Origin of the sequence: Stenotrophomonas beteli (assembly GCF_001431665.1) — a bacterium.
GTDB lineage: Bacteria > Pseudomonadota > Gammaproteobacteria > Xanthomonadales > Xanthomonadaceae > Stenotrophomonas > Stenotrophomonas beteli.
Genome location: NZ_LLXV01000029.1, coordinates 1 through 16,352, shown reverse-complemented (window position 1 = coordinate 16,352; position 16,352 = coordinate 1). Strand labels below are relative to the sequence as shown.

At 67.9% G+C, this 16,352-nt stretch carries 16 protein-coding genes; 13 read left to right on the top strand and 3 right to left on the bottom strand.

Going from position 1 to position 16,352, the window contains the following annotated elements; genetic code table 11:
• The first annotated feature begins 39 nt into the window (after positions 1-39).
• From ARC23_RS07270 to ARC23_RS07250, 5 genes are all read left to right on the top strand, one after another.
• Positions 40-3,141, top strand: coding sequence for a response regulator (locus ARC23_RS07270; protein ID WP_057496631.1), 3,102 nt, complete (start codon positions 40-42; stop codon positions 3,139-3,141).
• Positions 3,138-3,962 (top strand): CheR family methyltransferase, encoded by an 825-nt coding sequence (locus ARC23_RS07265; protein ID WP_057496630.1) that lies wholly within the window; start codon positions 3,138-3,140, stop codon positions 3,960-3,962. Before ARC23_RS07270 ends, ARC23_RS07265 begins: the two co-directional genes overlap by 4 nt.
• Positions 3,962-4,537: a chemotaxis protein CheB gene (locus ARC23_RS07260; protein WP_057496629.1), complete on the top strand. Its 576-nt coding sequence runs from the start codon at positions 3,962-3,964 to the stop codon at positions 4,535-4,537. The genes ARC23_RS07265 and ARC23_RS07260 overlap by 1 nt, the downstream gene beginning before the upstream one ends.
• Complete coding sequence (locus tag ARC23_RS07255) at positions 4,534-5,667, top strand: hybrid sensor histidine kinase/response regulator (protein ID WP_057496628.1); 1,134 nt, start codon at positions 4,534-4,536, stop codon at positions 5,665-5,667. The genes ARC23_RS07260 and ARC23_RS07255 overlap by 4 nt, the downstream gene beginning before the upstream one ends.
• An 83-nt stretch (positions 5,668-5,750) precedes the next feature.
• On the top strand, positions 5,751-6,179 hold the full coding sequence (locus ARC23_RS07250; protein ID WP_019661399.1) for a BLUF domain-containing protein: 429 nt from the start codon (positions 5,751-5,753) through the stop codon (positions 6,177-6,179).
• Between the two features lie 9 nt (positions 6,180-6,188).
• On the opposite strand, the gene ARC23_RS07245 is transcribed toward ARC23_RS07250, so the two are convergent.
• Complete coding sequence (locus ARC23_RS07245) at positions 6,189-6,503, bottom strand: ArsR/SmtB family transcription factor (RefSeq protein ID WP_057496627.1); 315 nt, start codon at positions 6,501-6,503, stop codon at positions 6,189-6,191.
• 86 nt (positions 6,504-6,589) lie between these two features.
• Between ARC23_RS07245 and ARC23_RS07240 the strand changes: the two genes are divergently transcribed.
• The 3 genes from ARC23_RS07240 (at position 6,590) to ARC23_RS07230 (ending at position 8,556) form a co-directional block, all read left to right on the top strand.
• Positions 6,590-7,027, top strand: coding sequence for a YeeE/YedE family protein (locus ARC23_RS07240; protein WP_057496626.1), 438 nt, complete (start codon positions 6,590-6,592; stop codon positions 7,025-7,027).
• The gene (locus tag ARC23_RS07235; RefSeq protein ID WP_057496625.1) at positions 7,024-7,437 is read left to right on the top strand and encodes a DUF6691 family protein; all 414 of its coding nucleotides are present in this window, start codon (positions 7,024-7,026) and stop codon (positions 7,435-7,437) included. The genes ARC23_RS07240 and ARC23_RS07235 overlap by 4 nt, the downstream gene beginning before the upstream one ends.
• A gap of 66 nt (positions 7,438-7,503) precedes the next feature.
• The gene (locus ARC23_RS07230) at positions 7,504-8,556 is read left to right on the top strand and encodes a linear amide C-N hydrolase (protein WP_057496624.1); all 1,053 of its coding nucleotides are present in this window, start codon (positions 7,504-7,506) and stop codon (positions 8,554-8,556) included.
• On the opposite strand, the gene ARC23_RS07225 is transcribed toward ARC23_RS07230, so the two are convergent.
• Complete coding sequence (locus tag ARC23_RS07225) at positions 8,553-9,332, bottom strand: DUF6491 family protein (RefSeq protein ID WP_057496623.1); 780 nt, start codon at positions 9,330-9,332, stop codon at positions 8,553-8,555. The genes ARC23_RS07230 and ARC23_RS07225 overlap by 4 nt on opposite strands.
• An 81-nt stretch (positions 9,333-9,413) precedes the next feature.
• Between ARC23_RS07225 and ARC23_RS07220 the strand changes: the two genes are divergently transcribed.
• Complete coding sequence (locus ARC23_RS07220) at positions 9,414-10,109, top strand: helix-turn-helix transcriptional regulator (RefSeq protein ID WP_057496622.1); 696 nt, start codon at positions 9,414-9,416, stop codon at positions 10,107-10,109.
• 176 nt (positions 10,110-10,285) lie between these two features.
• Positions 10,286-11,236 carry a DMT family transporter gene (locus tag ARC23_RS07215; RefSeq protein ID WP_057496621.1) on the top strand — a complete coding sequence of 317 codons (951 nt, stop codon included), beginning with the start codon at positions 10,286-10,288 and terminating at the stop codon, positions 11,234-11,236.
• 9 nt (positions 11,237-11,245) lie between these two features.
• Here ARC23_RS07215 and ARC23_RS21020 read toward each other — a convergent pair whose 3' ends face one another.
• Positions 11,246-11,566: a hypothetical protein gene (locus ARC23_RS21020; RefSeq protein WP_162491646.1), complete on the bottom strand. Its 321-nt coding sequence runs from the start codon at positions 11,564-11,566 to the stop codon at positions 11,246-11,248.
• Between the two features lie 27 nt (positions 11,567-11,593).
• Here ARC23_RS21020 and thrA point away from each other — a divergent pair, with 27 nt between their 5' ends.
• The 3 genes from thrA to thrC are packed head-to-tail and all read left to right on the top strand — an operon-like array spanning position 11,594 to position 16,325.
• A complete protein-coding gene (gene thrA, locus ARC23_RS07210) occupies positions 11,594-14,098 on the top strand; it encodes a bifunctional aspartate kinase/homoserine dehydrogenase I (protein ID WP_057496620.1) in 2,505 nt (834 codons plus the stop codon).
• The gene (locus ARC23_RS07205; RefSeq protein ID WP_057496619.1) at positions 14,095-15,009 is read left to right on the top strand and encodes a homoserine kinase; all 915 of its coding nucleotides are present in this window, start codon (positions 14,095-14,097) and stop codon (positions 15,007-15,009) included. Before thrA ends, ARC23_RS07205 begins: the two co-directional genes overlap by 4 nt.
• Before the next feature lie 29 nt (positions 15,010-15,038).
• Positions 15,039-16,325, top strand: coding sequence for a threonine synthase (thrC, locus tag ARC23_RS07200; protein ID WP_057496618.1), 1,287 nt, complete (start codon positions 15,039-15,041; stop codon positions 16,323-16,325).
• Positions 16,326-16,352: the final 27 nt, after the last annotated feature.

The following is a 16,352-nucleotide window of genomic DNA, read 5'->3' as shown; positions in this document are numbered from 1 at the left end:
GTACCATCACCCACCCTTTGACCTCTGGAACCGACCCGCATGCGTCCCGGTGCAACTACGCGTGACCGCTGGATCTGGATGATCTCCACTGTATTGCTGGCGGCGACCATCGCGCTGGAGCTGGTGGTGCCGCTGGGCTACGCGGTGTGGCTGGCCTATTTCCTTGCCGTCGGTGTGATGGTGTTCCAGCGCAGTGCGCGGGCTCCGTTCATCGTCGCCGTGCTGGCCTGCGTTCTGCTGATCGTCGGCTACAACGTCGCGCCGGCCAGTTCCAATTCCGCGTTCTCGTTCGTCAATCGCAGCGTAGGTGGTGGCGCATTCCTGATGATCGCGCTGATCGTCTCCCGCGCCATCCAGGCGCGCCGCGAGGCGATGCGCGCGCTGTGGCTGCAGGAGGCCGAGAACGCCGTGGCGCTGAGCCTGCGTGGCGACCTGGGGCCGGAGCAGATCGCCGAGGCGGCGGCGACCAGCCTGGGCGCGCAGCTGCAGGCCGAGGTCGGTGCGGTGTACCGGCTGGAGGGTGGGCGGCTGCAGCTCAGCGGCGGCCTGGCGTTGCCGTCCGGCATGCCGGCATCGCTCGCCCTTCAGGAAGGCGTGGCCGGGCAGGTGGCCCGCGACCGACGCATCCGCCATCTGCAGGGAGGCGACGCGACGGTGCTTGAACTGCAGACCAGCCTGGGGCGGCTGCCGGTGCGCGAGCGCATCCTGGCGCCGATCACCAGTGATGACAGCGTGGTCGGCATCATCGAGCTGGGACGCACCCGTGCCGGTGAGCAACCGCGCCTGGATGTCGAACTGCTCGAGCGTTGTGCCGAGACCATCGGCATGGCACTGCGGGCCTCGCTGCTGCGCGCGCAGCTGGTGGTGCTGCTGGAGGAGTCGCAGCGCCAGGGTGAAGAGCTGCAGGCCCAGCAGGAAGAGCTGCGCGTGGCCAACGAGGAACTGGAAGAACAGAGCCGCAGCCTGCTGCAGTCGCAGAGTCATCTGGAAGAGCAGCAGGCCGAGCTGGAGCAGAGCAACGTCCAGCTGGAAGAGCGCACCCATGAGCTGGAGGCGCAGAAGCAGGCGCTGCTGGTGGCACAGAGCCAGCTGGTGCGCAACAGCAACGAGCTGGCCGCCACCTCGCGCTACAAGTCCGAGTTCCTGGCCAACATGTCGCACGAGCTGCGCACACCGCTGAACAGCTCGCTGATCCTGGCCAAGCTGCTGGCCGACAACAAGGACGGCACGCTGACCGAAGAGCAGGTCAAGTACGCGCGCGCGATCCTGTCATCGAACAACGACCTGCTGGCGCTGATCAACGACATCCTGGACCTGTCCCGCATCGAAGCGGGCCATGTCGAACTGGCCGATGAGCTGGTGGTGGTGGACAGCGTGCTGCGGCGCCTGCGCGAAACCTTCGAGCCGATGGCACGGCAGAAGGGCCTGTCGCTGCAGATCGAGGCCGATGCGCTGGCGCCCAGCCAGCTGGTGGCCGACAACCAGCGCCTGCAGCAGATCCTGAAGAACCTGCTGGCCAATGCAGTGAAGTTCACCGAACACGGCAAGGTCAGCCTGCAGGTGCGCGCCGCCGCCGACGGCCGCATCCGCTTCGAGGTCTGCGATACGGGTATTGGTATCGCCCGCGAGCAGCTGCAGGTCATCTTCGAGGCTTTCCGCCAGGCCGATGGCAGCACCCGGCGCCGCTATGGCGGCACCGGGCTGGGGCTGTCAATCTCGCGCGATCTTGCCGAGCGCATGGGCGGCGCCATCCGCGTCGACAGCGAGCCGGGGCGCGGCAGTTGCTTCATCCTGGAGTTGCCGCTGCAGGGGGCCCCAGCTGCAGCGCAGCCCGGCACCGCTGAAGCAGCCACCACGCCGGCGGCCGTCGCGGTGCCGGCGAGCGCTCCGCTTGCCGCCCCCGCCGCAGCGGCTCCGGTCGCGACGGTGGCAGGCGTGGCCGATGACCGTGGCCGCCGCCAGCGTGCCGGTCGGCTGATCCTGGCCGTGGAGGACGATGTCACCTTCGCCGAAGCGCTGGTAGCGCTGGCCCACGAACTTGATTTCGACTGCGTGGTGGCCGGCACGGCGGAAGAGGCGCTGGTACTGGCCGCCGATCTGCGCCCGAATGGCATCCTGCTCGACATCGGCCTGCCCGATGTGTCCGGGCTGAGCGTGCTGGAGCGCCTGAAGCGCAATCCGGAAACCCGCCATATACCGGTACATGTGGTGTCGGCGGTGGATCGCAGCCAGGTGGCGCGCGAACTGGGCGCGATCGGTTTTGCGATCAAGCCGACCACGCGCGAGCGCCTGGTGGCGGCCATCGAGCAGCTGGAACAGACCAGCCAGCGTGACGTGCGACGGCTGCTGATCGTCGAGGACGACAACGAACTGCGGCAGAACCTGGAGCTGCTGCTGGGCCGCGAGCAATTGCAGATCGTGGCGGTGGGTACCCTGGCCGGTGCGTTGGAGCAGCTCAGTTCGGTCACCTTCGACTGCATGGTGATGGACCTGTCGCTGCCCGACGGCAGTGGCTACGACCTGCTTGAGCACATGGCCGGCAACGATGACGTCGGCTTCCCGCCGGTGATCGTCTACACCGGCCGCGCGCTCGGCCGCGAGGAAGAGCAGCGCCTGCGCCGCTATTCGAAGAGCATCATCATCAAGGGCGCACGTTCGCCCGAGCGCCTGCTGGACGAAGTCACCCTGTTCCTGCACAGCGTGGAAGCCAGCCTGCCCTCCGACCAGCAGCGCCTGCTGCGCGAAGCGCGTCGCCGCGATACCGTGCTCGACGGGCGCACCGTGCTGCTGGCCGAAGACGATGTACGCAACATTTTCGCGCTGTCCAGCGTGCTGGAACCGCTCGGCGTGACCCTGGAAATCGCCCGCAACGGCCAGGAGGCGGTGGATCGCCTGGCTGAGCGTGAGGTCGACCTGGTGCTGATGGATATCATGATGCCGGAGAAGGACGGCCTGGCCGCGATGCGCGAGATCCGTGCGCAGCGCCACCTGCAGGACCTGCCGATCATCGCGTTGACCGCCAAGGCCATGCCGGACGATCGCGAACGCTGCCTGCAGGCCGGCGCCAACGATTACATCGCCAAGCCGATCGACGTCGACAAGCTGGTCTCGCTGTGCAGGGTCTGGTGCTCGCGGCAATGAATGATCAGGCACTGTTCGACCTGGAGCTGAAGGTCCTCCTGGAGGCGATCTACCAGCGCTACCACTACGACTTCCGCAGCTACGCGGTGTCATCGCTGCGCCGGCGCATGCGCCAGGCCATGCAGCGCTATGAGTGCGCGCGCCTGGCCGACCTGCAGCATCGCCTGCTGCACGAGCCGGAGCTGTTCGCCCAGGCCATGCAGTTCTTCACCGTGCAGGTGTCGGAGATGTTCCGTGACCCGGCCTACTTCCGCGAGCTGCGCGAACAGGTGGTGCCGGTGCTGCGCACCTATCCATCGGTGAAGCTGTGGGTGGCCGGTTGCAGCACGGGCGAGGAAGTCTGGTCGCTGGCGATCCTGCTGCACGAGGAAGGGTTGCTTGAGCGCAGCATCGTCTATGCCACCGACATCAATCCCTCGGCGCTGGCCAGCGCCGAGGCGGGCGCCTATGGCATCGACCGCATGGCCCAGTTCAGCCGCAACTACCTGGCCGCCGGCGGCACCGCATCGCTGTCGGACTACTACGCCACCGCGTACGACGGCGCCGTGTTCGATCGCCAGCTGCGGCGCAACGTGGTATTTGCCGACCACAGCCTGGCCACCGATACCGTGTTTTCCGAAGTGCACCTGGTGTCGTGCCGCAATGTGCTGATCTACTTCAACCGCGATCTGCAGGACCGTGCCGTTGGCCTGTTCCGCGAGGCACTGGTGCATCGCGGTTTCCTTGGCCTGGGCAGCAAGGAATCGTTGCAGTTCGGTCGCCACCACGATGCCTTCGACGTCTGTTCGCGCGAGCACCGCCTGTATCGGAAGGTCGCGTGATGGCAATGCACATGCGTCCTGCGTTGCTGCTGATCGGCGCCTCTGCCGGTGGGGTTGCTGCGCTGCAGTCGGTGCTCGGCGCGCTGCCCGCTACGTTTCCTGCGCCGGTCCTGGCCGTGCTGCACCTGCCGCGCGATCGCAGCAGCCGCATCGCCGAAGTGCTGGCGCCGTACTGCGCGCTGCCGGTGCGCGAGGCGGAGGACAAGCAGCCGCTGCAGCCGGGAACCGTCACCTTCGCACCGCCGGACTACCATCTGCTGGTGGAAGACGCCACCTCGGTGGCGCTGTCGGTTGACGCGCCGGTGCTGTATTCGCGCCCGGCCATCGACCCGTTGTTCGAGTCGGCTGCTGCGGTGTTTGGCCCGCGGGTACTGGCCCTGCTGCTGACCGGCGCCAGCAGCGACGGCAGCGAAGGCGTGGCTGCGGTACGCGCTGCCGGGGGGCACGCCTGGCTGCAATGCCCTGAGGAGGCCGAGGCATCGATGATGCCGGCCTCCGCCCTGCAGCACGCCGGTGCCGATGCCGTGCTGCCCGTTGAACAGATGTGCCGTCGCCTGAAGGAGTTTTCCGCATGAACCTGCTGCCACCGGACCCTGCGCAATCGCAGACCCCGGTCAACCTGCTGATCGTCGATGACGTACCGCAGAACCTGGTGGCCATGCAGGCGCTGTTGCAGCGCGAGGGCGTGAACCTGCTGCTGGCCGGTTCGGGCGCGCAGGCGCTGGAGCTGCTGCTGGAGCACGAGGTAGCGCTGGCGTTGCTGGACGTGCACATGCCCGAGATCGATGGCTTCACCCTGGCCGAACTGATGCGTGGCTCGCATCGCAGCCGCACGGTGCCGATCATCTTCCTGACCGCCTCGCCGGACGATCCGCTGCGTGCGTTCAAGGGCTACGAAACCGGCGCGGTGGATTTCCTGCACAAGCCAGTGGCACCGCAGGTGATCCTGAGCAAAGTCAACGTCTTCATCGAGCTGTACCAGCAGCGCCAGCTGCTGAAGGCCCGCAACGAGGCGTTGGAGCGGGCGCTGAAGCTCAACGAGACGATGGCCGCCGTGTTGACCCACGACCTGCGCACGCCGCTGTCGGCGATCCTGTTGTGTGCCGACAAGCTGGCGCTGGAGCTTCCGGCGAACAGCAGCAGCGCGCAGCAGACACTGGCGCATCTGGAGGCCAGTACCCTGCGCATGGCGCGGATGGTCGAGCAGTTGCTGGACTTTTCGCGGATCCGCAGTGGTGGCCTGCGGCTGCAGGCTACCGCCTGCGACCTGCGTGAGGTCACCCGTGCGGTGATCGCCGAAGCGGGCAGTGCCCACGGTCACGAGCGCATTCGTTTCGACGCCGTCGGCGACACGCGCCTGCAGGGCGACATGGACCGCCTGGGGCAGATCGCAGCAAACCTGGTGGGCAATGCGTTGACGCATGGCAGCGAGGCACACGTGCAGCTGGATGGCAACGATGCCCGCGCGTTGGTGCTGCGGGTGAGCAATGCCGGCCATATCGATGACGCGCTGTTGCCGCGCTTGTTCGAGCCGTTCAAGGCCAGTTTCCACCAGAGCAAGGGACTGGGCCTGGGCCTGTACATCGTGGATCAGTTCGTGCGCGCGCACGGCGGCCGGATCGGGGCGCGCAACGACGCAGGCCAGGTCGTGTTCGAGGCTGTGTTGCCGCGACGGTGGGACGGGGCGGGCGCCATCGCAACCTGAATTCTTCAGGAAACGGGCGGGCGTATTGAGACGGGCTCGTCCGCAACTGCTACCGTGCGTTCACCCCCAGCCAAGGAAGCACCATGCCATTGCGCGCCATCGCCTACATCAGCCGGGCGCTGCCGGAGCTCTCCAGCCAACGCCTGCAGGCGCTGGTCGAAGACGCTGCGCGTTTCAACAAGATGGCCGGGGTGACCGGAGTGCTGCTGCACGATGGCAATCGTTTCCTGCAGTACATCGAGGGGCCGCCGGATGGCATCGACTCGGTGTATGAGCGCATTCTCCAGGCCGGCAGCCACATCGACATCATCGAGCTGGCGCGAGGCCGCCTCGGCCAGCGCCAGTTTCCCTACTGGTCGATGCGGGCGTTGCCGGTGGAGGCAGCGCTGCTGCGCCAGTTGTCATCCAGCGACTGGGCCGGTTTCAGCCGGGCGCTGGAGGGAGATCGCGCGGCGCCGACACCGGTCGACCTGCTGGACACGGTGGTGCAGCCGGCGCTGCATGCCGGCTGACATTCAACCTCATGCCCGGCCGCAGTAGGCAGCGTGCAGGGCCTGCAGCACACCCAGCGCAGGTCCTTGGACCACCCGGTAGTGCATCGCCTGTGCCTCGCGCCGGGTTGCCACGATCTTCATCGCGCGCAGTACCGCCAGGTGCTGGGACAGCGCCGACGCGCTCAGCCCGGTGAGCGCCTGCAGCTCCGCTACTGGCGCCTCGCCTTCAACCAGGCGGCACAGTACCCGCAGTCGGGCGGGGTGGGCCAGGCCTTTGAGCAGCGTGGCTGCCTCTGAAGCGTGTTCGGCCATTGCTGCGCTGTCAGGCAGGGACCGGACCATGGTTGACCTCTTTGTTTAGGATGATCTAATTTAGATAATTCTAAATCAAGGAACAATTCCATGTGCGGTGGCAAAGAGGGCGTGGCATGAATCTGCCCTGGGGTGCGGTCACCGGCGGCGCCTTGATCGGTGCCGCTGCGGTGCTGTTGCTGTCCAGCATCGGGCGCGTGGCCGGCATCAGCGGCATCGCCGCTGGCAGCCTTCGGGCAGCCGGAGGCGAGCGTGGCTGGCGCTGGGCATTCCTGGCCGGCCTGCTGGCATCGGCGGGGCTGGTGCTGTGGTGGCAGTCGGTGCCCGAGGCATCGCCACGCGCACTGCTGCGTGATGCATTGCCGGCCTGGCAGTTGCTCGGCGCCGGCCTGCTGGTCGGCTTCGGCACCCGCTTGGGCAGCGGCTGTACCAGTGGTCACGGCGTGTGTGGCCTGGCGCGCGGTTCGAAGCGATCGTTGCTGGCGGTGCTGGTATTCGTGGCCTGCGCCATGCTGACGACTTTCCTGGTCCGGTACGGTGGAGCCGTGGCATGAGTCGTCCGATGGCTGCTGCCGCTGTAGCGGGTGCGCTGTTCGGCGCAGGCCTGGCCCTTTCCGGCATGACCGATGCGCGTCGCGTGCTCGGCTTCCTCGATATCACCGGGGACTTCGATCCCACTCTGCTATGGGTGCTGGGGTCGGCGCTGCTGGTCAGCGCGGCCGGCCAGCGCTTGGCGCTGCGGCGCGCGCGGCCGTGGTTCGCGATGCGCTTCCAATTGCCCACCGCGCGCGATGTCGATACCCGTCTTCTGCTGGGCGCCGCACTGTTCGGTATCGGCTGGGGATGGGCCGGCTACTGCCCGGGCCCGGCCATCGCGGGGCTGGCGGCGGCATCGCGCGAGGCGCTGTGGTTCGTGCCTGCCATGGTCCTGGGCTTCTGGGCGCACGATCGGTTCGTGCACTGAGGCTTCACTCCGGTGTCACCCTGGATCGGATCAGATCATGCGATCACGGGGAAAGGAGCTTAGGGCATGGCACGGATGAACTGGAAAGGAAAGGTGATGCTGGCCGTGGCGCTGGCGTCCGCGACCACGCCGGCGCTGGCCTGCACGCGTGCGGTGTACCTGGGCGACAACGGCGACGTGATCACCGCGCGGTCGATGGATTGGAAGGTCGATGTGGCGACCAATCTCTACGTGCTGCCGCGTGGCATGGCACGCACCGGCCAGGCGGGGCCGAACTCGTTGGCCTGGACGGCGCGCTACGGCAGCGTGGTGGCCACTGGCTACGACGTGTCGACCACCGACGGCATGAACGAGAAGGGCCTGGTCGCCAACCTGCTGTGGCTGGTCGAGTCGGAGTACCCGCAGCAGCGTGGCAGCAAGCCCGGCCTGGCCATCTCACTGTGGGCCCAGTACGTGCTGGACAACTTCGCCACGGTGGACGAAGCGGTGGCGGCGTTGCAACGCGAGCCTTACTCGATCATCACCGACAAGGTGCCGGGCGAGGATCGCCAGGCGACGCTGCACCTGTCCCTGTCCGATGCCAGTGGTGACAGCGCCATCGTCGAGTACATCGGCGGTCGCCAAGTGATCCACCATGACCGCCGCTACCAGGTGATGACCAATTCGCCGATCTTCGAGCAGCAGCTGGCGCTCAACAGCTACTGGCAGCAGATCGGCGGCACCGTGATGCTGCCCGGTACCAATCGCTCGGCCGACCGCTTCGCGCGGGCGTCCTTCTATATCAATGCCATCCCCAAGGCCGAAGATCCGGTGGTGGCGCTGGCCAGTGTATTCAGCGTGATCCGCAATACATCGGTGCCCTATGGCATCACCACGCCGGGCGAGCCGAACATCTCGTCCACGCGCTGGCGCACCGTGGCCGACCACAAGCGCCGGTTGTACTTTTTTGAATCGGCGTTGACCCCGAACACGTTCTGGGTCGATCTGAACAAGGTCGATTTTGCTGGAAAGGTGCTCAAGCTCGACCTCGGCCCGGACCAGCGCAATACCTTCGCAGGGGATGCACTGGGCCAGTTCGTGCCCAGCGCACCGTTCACCTTCCTCGGCGTCGACGGTTAGTTCGACGCCTGGCTGGAAGCTGGATAGACCGCCTGGATCGTGCAGCCGCCGTGGGTGTACTGCGGCAGCGGTGCCAGCGCGTCGCTGCGCAGGTCACCATTCTCGAATCCGGCGGTGAGGATGCGATCACCCGGATTGCCACAGATCAGGCCGTTCTGCATCCCGGACTGGAAGCTCAGCTTGGGCGCACGGTCGAGTTGGCGGCAGTGGCTGCCCAACTCCACGCGGTAGTAGCGGTGGCCGCCATTGCGATGCGGATTGGTCTCCACCAGCATGCCCTGCGGGTCGGACGACCACGCGCGCACGTTGCGCGTGGCAAAGCAGTACGACGGCGAACCACCGAAACCGCGGCGGATGTCCTTGCGCTCGCGGATGGTCAGGGCGGGCAGGGTGGCCATGCGCAGGCGGTCGCTGTCGCGGGCCACGCTGGCGTAGTCCCGATCCTGCACGGGGGTCACCGCGCTGATCGCGCAGTTGCGGCCGTCCACCACCACGCGCTCGCTGGGGCGGCCGCAGGCCCAGCCGGCGGGCGCCTCAAGTTTCAGCGTGGTGGCACCGCGGACACCAGGGCATTCCTCGCTGAAGTCGATACGATAAGCTCGGCCGGAAGCGGCCCGCAGGGCGATTGACTGCGGTGACGCCTGCTCCACTTCCTGCACGCCGACCGCGTCCATGCAGTGCGGGGCCGGTGGGGTACGTTCCTGCGCGGAGGCCGGGGCGGCGAGCGCCAGGCCGAGGCTGGTGGCAAGCACCAGAGACAGCTGCTGATGAGTCATGTCCTGCACTCCCTGCGTTGGATGACGGACCGACTATAGCAGCGGTTTGCACGGCCGTTGTTACACGCGCACACTGCCCGGATGGGCGCCATCTTCCATCTGCGGCACTACGGCCAGGCCACCGGCCTGGACCGCCACGACTACGCGCAGTGGGTGCTGCCGCTGCAGGGCGAGCTGCAGTTCGAGATGGAAGGGCGCGGCGGTCGGCTGGACCTGCTGCAGGGGGCTTTTGTTGCCGCTGGCGAAGCACACGACCAGATGGCCGATGGCCCGAATGGTTTCGTGATCGTCGACTGCCCCCCGGGTGTGCTCGATGACGGTACCCAGGAACATCTGTGCCGCCAGCGCTGGCTGCATCTGCCGCTGGTGCTGCGACAGCGCCTGGCGCAGGTACGTGAGGGCCACCCGTTGCCGCCCCTGCTGCCGCAGCTGCTTCAGGTGTTCGCACCGGCGGGCAGTGGCGCGCGCATGCAAAGCCTGTGCGCGGCGGTGCAGGTCGATCCAGGCCAGGCGTGGCCGATAGCGCGCATGGCCGCCTTCGTCGGGGTCAGCGAGAGCCGCCTGCATGCGCTGTTCCAGCGGGAGTTCGGGCTCAGTCCGCAGGCCTGGCTCAGTGCTTGCCGGCTGCGCTGGGCCAAGCACCAGCTGCGCACCAGCGCTGCGCCGATCAGCGATATCGCGCTGGCAGCAGGCTATTCCGAGCACAGTGCACTGACCCGCGCACTGCGCCGTGAGTGTGGCCAGACCCCGGCTGCGTGGCGCAGGGGCGCCATCTGATCTGTAGAGCCGAGCCCACGCTCGGCTGCGGTTGCCCACTGCGTAGGCAAGGGAAGCCGAGCATAGGCTCGGCTCTACAGATCGGCGACATCGCGGGGCAGTAGCCTGGGTCAAGCGCGCTTGCCGTGCTGCCACTTACACTGCGCGGCCTGCTCTCAGTCCCATCAATCATCCGCATGCGCAACAACCCGATGGCCCTGGGCATCGCCAATGGCGTTGCCGCTGGCGCGCTGTGGGGCGTGGTCTTCCTCGCGCCCGCTGTGCTGCAGTCATTCAATGCCCTGCAGTTGTCCGCTGGCCGCTATCTGGTCTATGGGCTGATTGCGGTGCTGTTGCTGCTGCCACGCTGGAAGCGGTTGTCGCCGCAGCTGGGGCGCGCCGAGTGGTTCGGCCTGCTGTGGCTTAGCCTGGCCGGCAACCTGGTGTACTTCCTGCTGCTGGCGACGGCGGTGCAGTGGGCCGGCGGCGCGGCGGCGTCCTTGATTGTCGGCCTGATTCCGGTGGTGGTGACCGTGGTCGGCGTGCGCGAGCAGGGCGCGGTGCCGCTCAAGCAACTACTGCCCGCGCTGGGCTTGTGCGTGCTAGGCGTGGCGCTGGTGGGCTGGGAAGCGCTGATGTCCGAACACCTGGCAACGCCGTGGCGGCAGCGCCTGATCGGCCTGCTCTGTGCGTTTGGCGCGCTGTTCTCGTGGGCGCTGTACTCGATCGGCAACAGTCGTTGGCTGGCGCGCCGGCCGGACCTGTCCAGCCACGACTGGTCGTTGCTGACCGGCGTCACCACCGGTGGCCTGGCCCTGCTGCTGGTGCCGATGGCCTTCATCGGCCACTCCGGCGGGCACACGGCGGCGCAGTGGAGTGGTTTCTGGGCGATCAGCGCTGGCGTGGCAGTGGTGGCCTCGATCCTCGGCAACGCGTTCTGGAACCGCGCCAGCCGCCTGCTGCCGTTGACCCTGACTGGCCAGATGATCGTGTTCGAGACACTGTTCGCGCTGCTGTACGCGTTCGCCTGGCAGGGTCGGTGGCCGACCCTGCTGGAAGCACTGGCGATCGTGCTCCTGGTCGCTGGCGTGATGCTGTGCGCGCACGCCCATCGCACCCCACGAGCGATCGCCGAACATGCCGGCTGAATGCGGTCGTCAAGCGCGCTGATATCGACTTGGTCTCAGTTGCAACCAAATGCCGGCACGTTGGCCGATGATCGTCGCAGAAGATTTTTGCATCGCAGCACTTGACAGCCGCCGTGCGCGCAGTGTTTTCTGTACGCCATGGTCCTTGATGCCGCCCACGCCAGCCTGATCGCTCCCGCCACTGCGGGCCGTTCGACTGCGCCGGTCGCCATCACCACCATTACCACCACCACCGCCACCACTGCCCTGGTGCGGCCCGTCGTCTTCGTGTAACTCCCGAAAACCACGGCCCCGCACCATCCAGGTGGCGGGGAAACTCGACACCTGCATGCGACGGGGCCTCCTGCCGAGGTCTGCATGCCTTCCCACGCCCCCGCCCATCCCGTTGCTCCCGCCGATCTGGCTGCGCCATCCACCGTCGTGCACAAGTTCGGTGGTACCTCCGTGGCCGACGCCGAGCGCTACCGCCATGTCGCCGGCCTGCTGCTGGCCCGCCCCGAGACCCTGCAGGTCACCGTTGTCTCGGCGATGAAGGGCGTCACCGACGCGCTGATCGAGCTGGCGCAGCTGGCGGCCGCGGGCGATCCGGGCTGGCGCGAGGCCTGGCACGCGCTGCGCGCCCGCCATCGCGGCGCTGCCGTGGCCCTGCTCGGCGAGCAGGTGGGTGACACCGTGGAGTGGATCGATGCGCGCTTCGATCAGCTGGCTGAGGTTCTGGCGGCGCTGGCGGTGATCGGCGAGCTGCCGCGCGAGGTGCTCGACCGCGTGCAGGGCCTGGGCGAAGTGTTCTCCGCACAGCTGCTGGGCACCCATCTGCGCGCACGGGGCGAAGACTGCGCGGTGCTCGATGCACGTGACGTGCTGGTGGTAGGGCATGGTGAGCTGGGCGTGGATGTCGACTGGGAAGCCAGTGCGGACCGCCTGGCCAAATGGCGCCTGCAGCATCCGCAGTCGCGGCTGGTGGCCACCGGCTTCGTCGCCCGTGACCGCCACGGTCGCATCACCACGCTGGGCCGCAATGGCAGCGACTATTCCGGTGCGATCTTCGCCGCGTTGTTCAACGCCGATGAACTGCACATCTGGACCGACGTCGATGGCGTGCTGTCGGCCGACCCTCGGCTGGTGCCCGAGGCCGTGCAGCTGGAATCGCTGAGCTACGACGAAGCCTGTGAACTGGCCTATTTCGGTGCCAAGGTCGTGCATCCGCAGACGATGTCGCCGGCCATCCGCCTGGGCCTGCCGATCTTCATCCGCAACACCTTCCAGCCCGCACATCCGGGCACGCGCATCAGTGCCGAGCGCTCGCCGCGCGGGCCGGTGAAAGGGCTGACGCTGAGCCCTGGGCTGGCCCTGCTGAACCTGGAAGGCACCGGCCTGATCGGCGTGCCGGGCACGGCCGAACGCGTATTCGCTGCGCTGCGCCAGGCGCAGGTGTCGGTGGTGATGATTTCGCAGGGCTCATCGGAACACTCGATCTGCTGCGTGGTGCGTGCCGCTGAGGCCGTGCGGGGGCGCGAGGCGCTGCTGCACGCGTTCGCGCATGAACTGTCGGTCGGCCAGGTACAGCGCGTCCAGGTCAGCGAGGGGGTGAGTGTGCTGGCGGCCGTCGGTGACGGCATGGCCGGCCAGCCGGGCGTGGCGGCGCGCCTGTTCGAAGCGCTGGGCCGGGCGCAGGTGAACATCCTGGCGATCGCCCAGGGCTCGTCGGAACGCAATATCTCGGTGGCCGTGGACAGCGCCGATGCCACCCGCGCGCTGCGCGCCGCACATGCCGGGTTCTGGCTGTCGCCGCAGACCTTCGCGGTGGGTGTGATCGGGCCGGGCAATGTTGGCGCCGCGCTGCTGGACCAGCTGCTGGCCGCGCGCCCGCAGTTGCTGGCCAAGGCCAATGTCGACCTGCGCCTGCGCGCACTGGCCTCGCGTTCGCGCATGCGGCTGGATGCGGATGGGCTGCATGCCGACTGGCGCGAAGCCCTTCAGCAAGCGGGAGAGTCCAGCGATCTGGATCGCTTCACCGAACACCTGCTGGCCGCGCACCTGCCGCATGCGGTGGTGATCGACTGCAGTGGCAGTGCCGAGGTGGCCGAACGCTACGAGGGCTGGCTGGCTGCGGGCATCCATGTGGTCACTCCCAACAAGCAGGCCGGTGCCGGCCCGCTGCCGCGCTACCAGCGCATCCGCGCCGCGGCGGCGGCCAGTGGTGCGCGTTTCCGCTACGAAGCCACGGTGGGGGCGGGCCTGCCGGTGATCACCACGCTGCGCGACCTGGTCGACACCGGTGACGAAGTGCTGGCCATCGACGGCATCTTCTCCGGCACGCTGGCCTGGCTGTTCAACCGCTTTGATGGCAGCCAGCCGTTCTCGGCGCTGGTGGCGCAGGCGCGCTCGATGGGCTACACCGAGCCGGACCCGCGCGATGATCTTTCGGGCGTGGACGTGGCGCGCAAGCTGGTGATCCTGGCGCGCGAGGCTGGCCACGCGTTGAGCCTGGAGCAGGTGCAGGTCGAAAGCCTGGTACCGGCGCTGCTGCGCGAGGGCAGCGTGGATGATTTCATGGCGCGTCTTGGCGAATCCGACGCCGGCCTGCTGAAGCGGCTGCAGGATGCGCAGGCGCGTGGCGCGGTGCTGCGCTATGTGGCCCGGCTGGGTGCCGACGGCGCCTCGGTGGGCCTGCAGGAACTGCCGGCCGACCATGCCTTCGCCAACCTGCGACTGACCGACAACGTGGTGCAGTTCCGCACCCGTCGCTACTGCGACAACCCGCTGGTGGTGCAGGGGCCAGGGGCCGGTCCGGAAGTGACGGCGGCAGGTGTGTTCGCCGATCTGCTGCGGGTTGCGGCCGGTGAGGGGGCGCGCCTGTGATCGCACGTGCGTTCGCTCCGGCCTCGGTGGCCAACGTCGCGGTCGGCTTCGACATTCTCGGTCATGCCATTGCCGGGGTCGGCGATACCGTCAGCGTGCATCGCATCGATGAACCGAGGGTGCGCATCGATGCAATCCGCGGCAGCGCGGTCGAGCTGCCGCTGGAGGCAGCCGGCAATACCGCCGGCGCGGCACTGATCTCGCTCCGCGAGCGCCTGGGGCTCGCGTTCGGCTTCGCCATCGAGATCGACAAGGGCATTCCGTTCGGCTCGGGCATGGGCGGTTCGGCGGCCTCCTGCGTGGCGGCGCTGGTCGCGGCCAATGCGCTGCTGGACGTGCCACTGTCGCGTGAAGCGCTGTATCCGTTCGCGCTGGAGGGCGAAGCAGTGGCCAGTGGCGGCCGTCATGGTGACAACGTGGGCCCGCTGCTGCTCGGCGGGTTGGCGTTGTGCACGGCCGATCGGCTGCTGCCGATCCCCGTGCCAGCCAACTGGCACAGCCTGCTGGTGCACCCGCACGCGGTGCTGGAAACGCGGCGCGCGCGCCAGGCACTGCAGGGCAGCTATGCGCTGGGCGAGTTCGTCGCGCAGAGCGCGAATCTGGCGCTGGTGCTCAGTGGCTGCCATCGTGCCGATGCCGGGCTGGTGCGGGCCGGGCTGCGCGACGTGCTGGTCGAGCCGCGGCGTGCCGGCCTGATCGCGGGCTTTGAAGCGGCGCGTGACGCAGCGCTGGCGGCGCACGCGATGGGCGCGGGCATTTCCGGTGCCGGTCCCAGCGTGTTCGCCTGGTTCGAAGACGCCGACCAGGCCCGCGCCGCTGCCGCACCGGTGCAGGCGGCATTCGCCGCCGCCGGTTTTGACAGCGATGCCTGGGTGTCGCCGCTGGATGCACCGGGAGCCCGGCTGTGCTGAATTCTTCCCCTCCACTGGATACCCAACCCATGCGATTTGTTTCGACCCGTGGCCAGTCCCCAGCCGTTGGCCTCAGCGCGGCCATTGCCGCCGGACTGGCGCCTGATGGCGGGCTGTATGTCCCGGAGATGCTGCCGAGCGCGCGTGAGCTGCACGCTGGCGCGACGCTGGCCGATACCGCAGCGGATCTGCTGGCGCCGTTCTTCGCCGGCGATGCGCTGGAATCCGCGTTACCGTCGATCTGCCGCGAGGCGTTCGACTTCCCGGTGCCGCTGCGTGCGCTTGGCGATGGCGATCATGTGCTGGAGCTGTTCCATGGGCCGACCGCGGCGTTCAAGGACATCGGCGCACGCTTCCTGGCTGGTACGCTGTCGCGGTTGCAGGCTGGCCAGGATCGCGACCTGACGATTGTCGTTGCCACGTCCGGCGACACCGGTGCCGCCGTGGCGGCGGCGTTCCATCGCCAGCCCGGGGTGCGGGTGGTGGTGCTGTATCCGGATGGCCGCGTGTCGCCACGGCAGGCGCACCAGCTCGGCTGCTTTGGCGACAACATCCAGGCGCTGCGCGTGGCCGGCGCATTCGACGATTGCCAGGCCATGGTCAAGCAGGCTCTGGCCGACCGCGAGCTGCAGGCACAGGTGCCGTTGAGCTCGGCCAACAGCATCAGCCTGGGTCGCCTGCTGCCGCAGATGAGCTATTACGCACATGCGGCATTGGCCCATCATGCGCAAACCCAGCGCCGGCTCAACCTGGTGGTGCCGACCGGCAACCTTGGCAATGCGATGGCGGCCGTGCTGGCGCGCGCGCTGGGCGTGCCGATCGGGCAGATCGTCCTTGCCACCAATGCCAATGCCGTGCTGCCAGCGTACTTCAATGGTGGCCACTACGAGCCGCAGGCCAGCGTGGCCACCGTGGCAAATGCAATGGACGTAGGGGCGCCAAGCAACTTTGAGCGCCTGCGCTGGCTTTACCAGGGAGATGACGCCGAGCTGCGCGCTGCGTTCCGCGCATTCGCGGTGGATGACGTGACCATCCGCGCGACGATTGCGGCGGCACATGCCAGCAATGGCGAGCTGTTCTGCCCGCATACCGCCACGGCGGTCAAGGTGCTGAAGGATCTGCGGGGGCGCGGCGCCAAGGGTGACTGGGCGATGGTGGCCACCGCGCATCCGGCCAAGTTCGAGGCGGTGGTAGAGCCGTTGATCGGCGAAGCGGTGGCGGTACCGCCGGCACTGGAGATGCTGTTGCAGCGGCCGGCACACGCCGAACCGCTGGCCGCCGATTACGCGGCGCTGCGTGAGGTGTTGCTGCGTTGATCGGAGATGGATGCGGTTGCCGGCCAG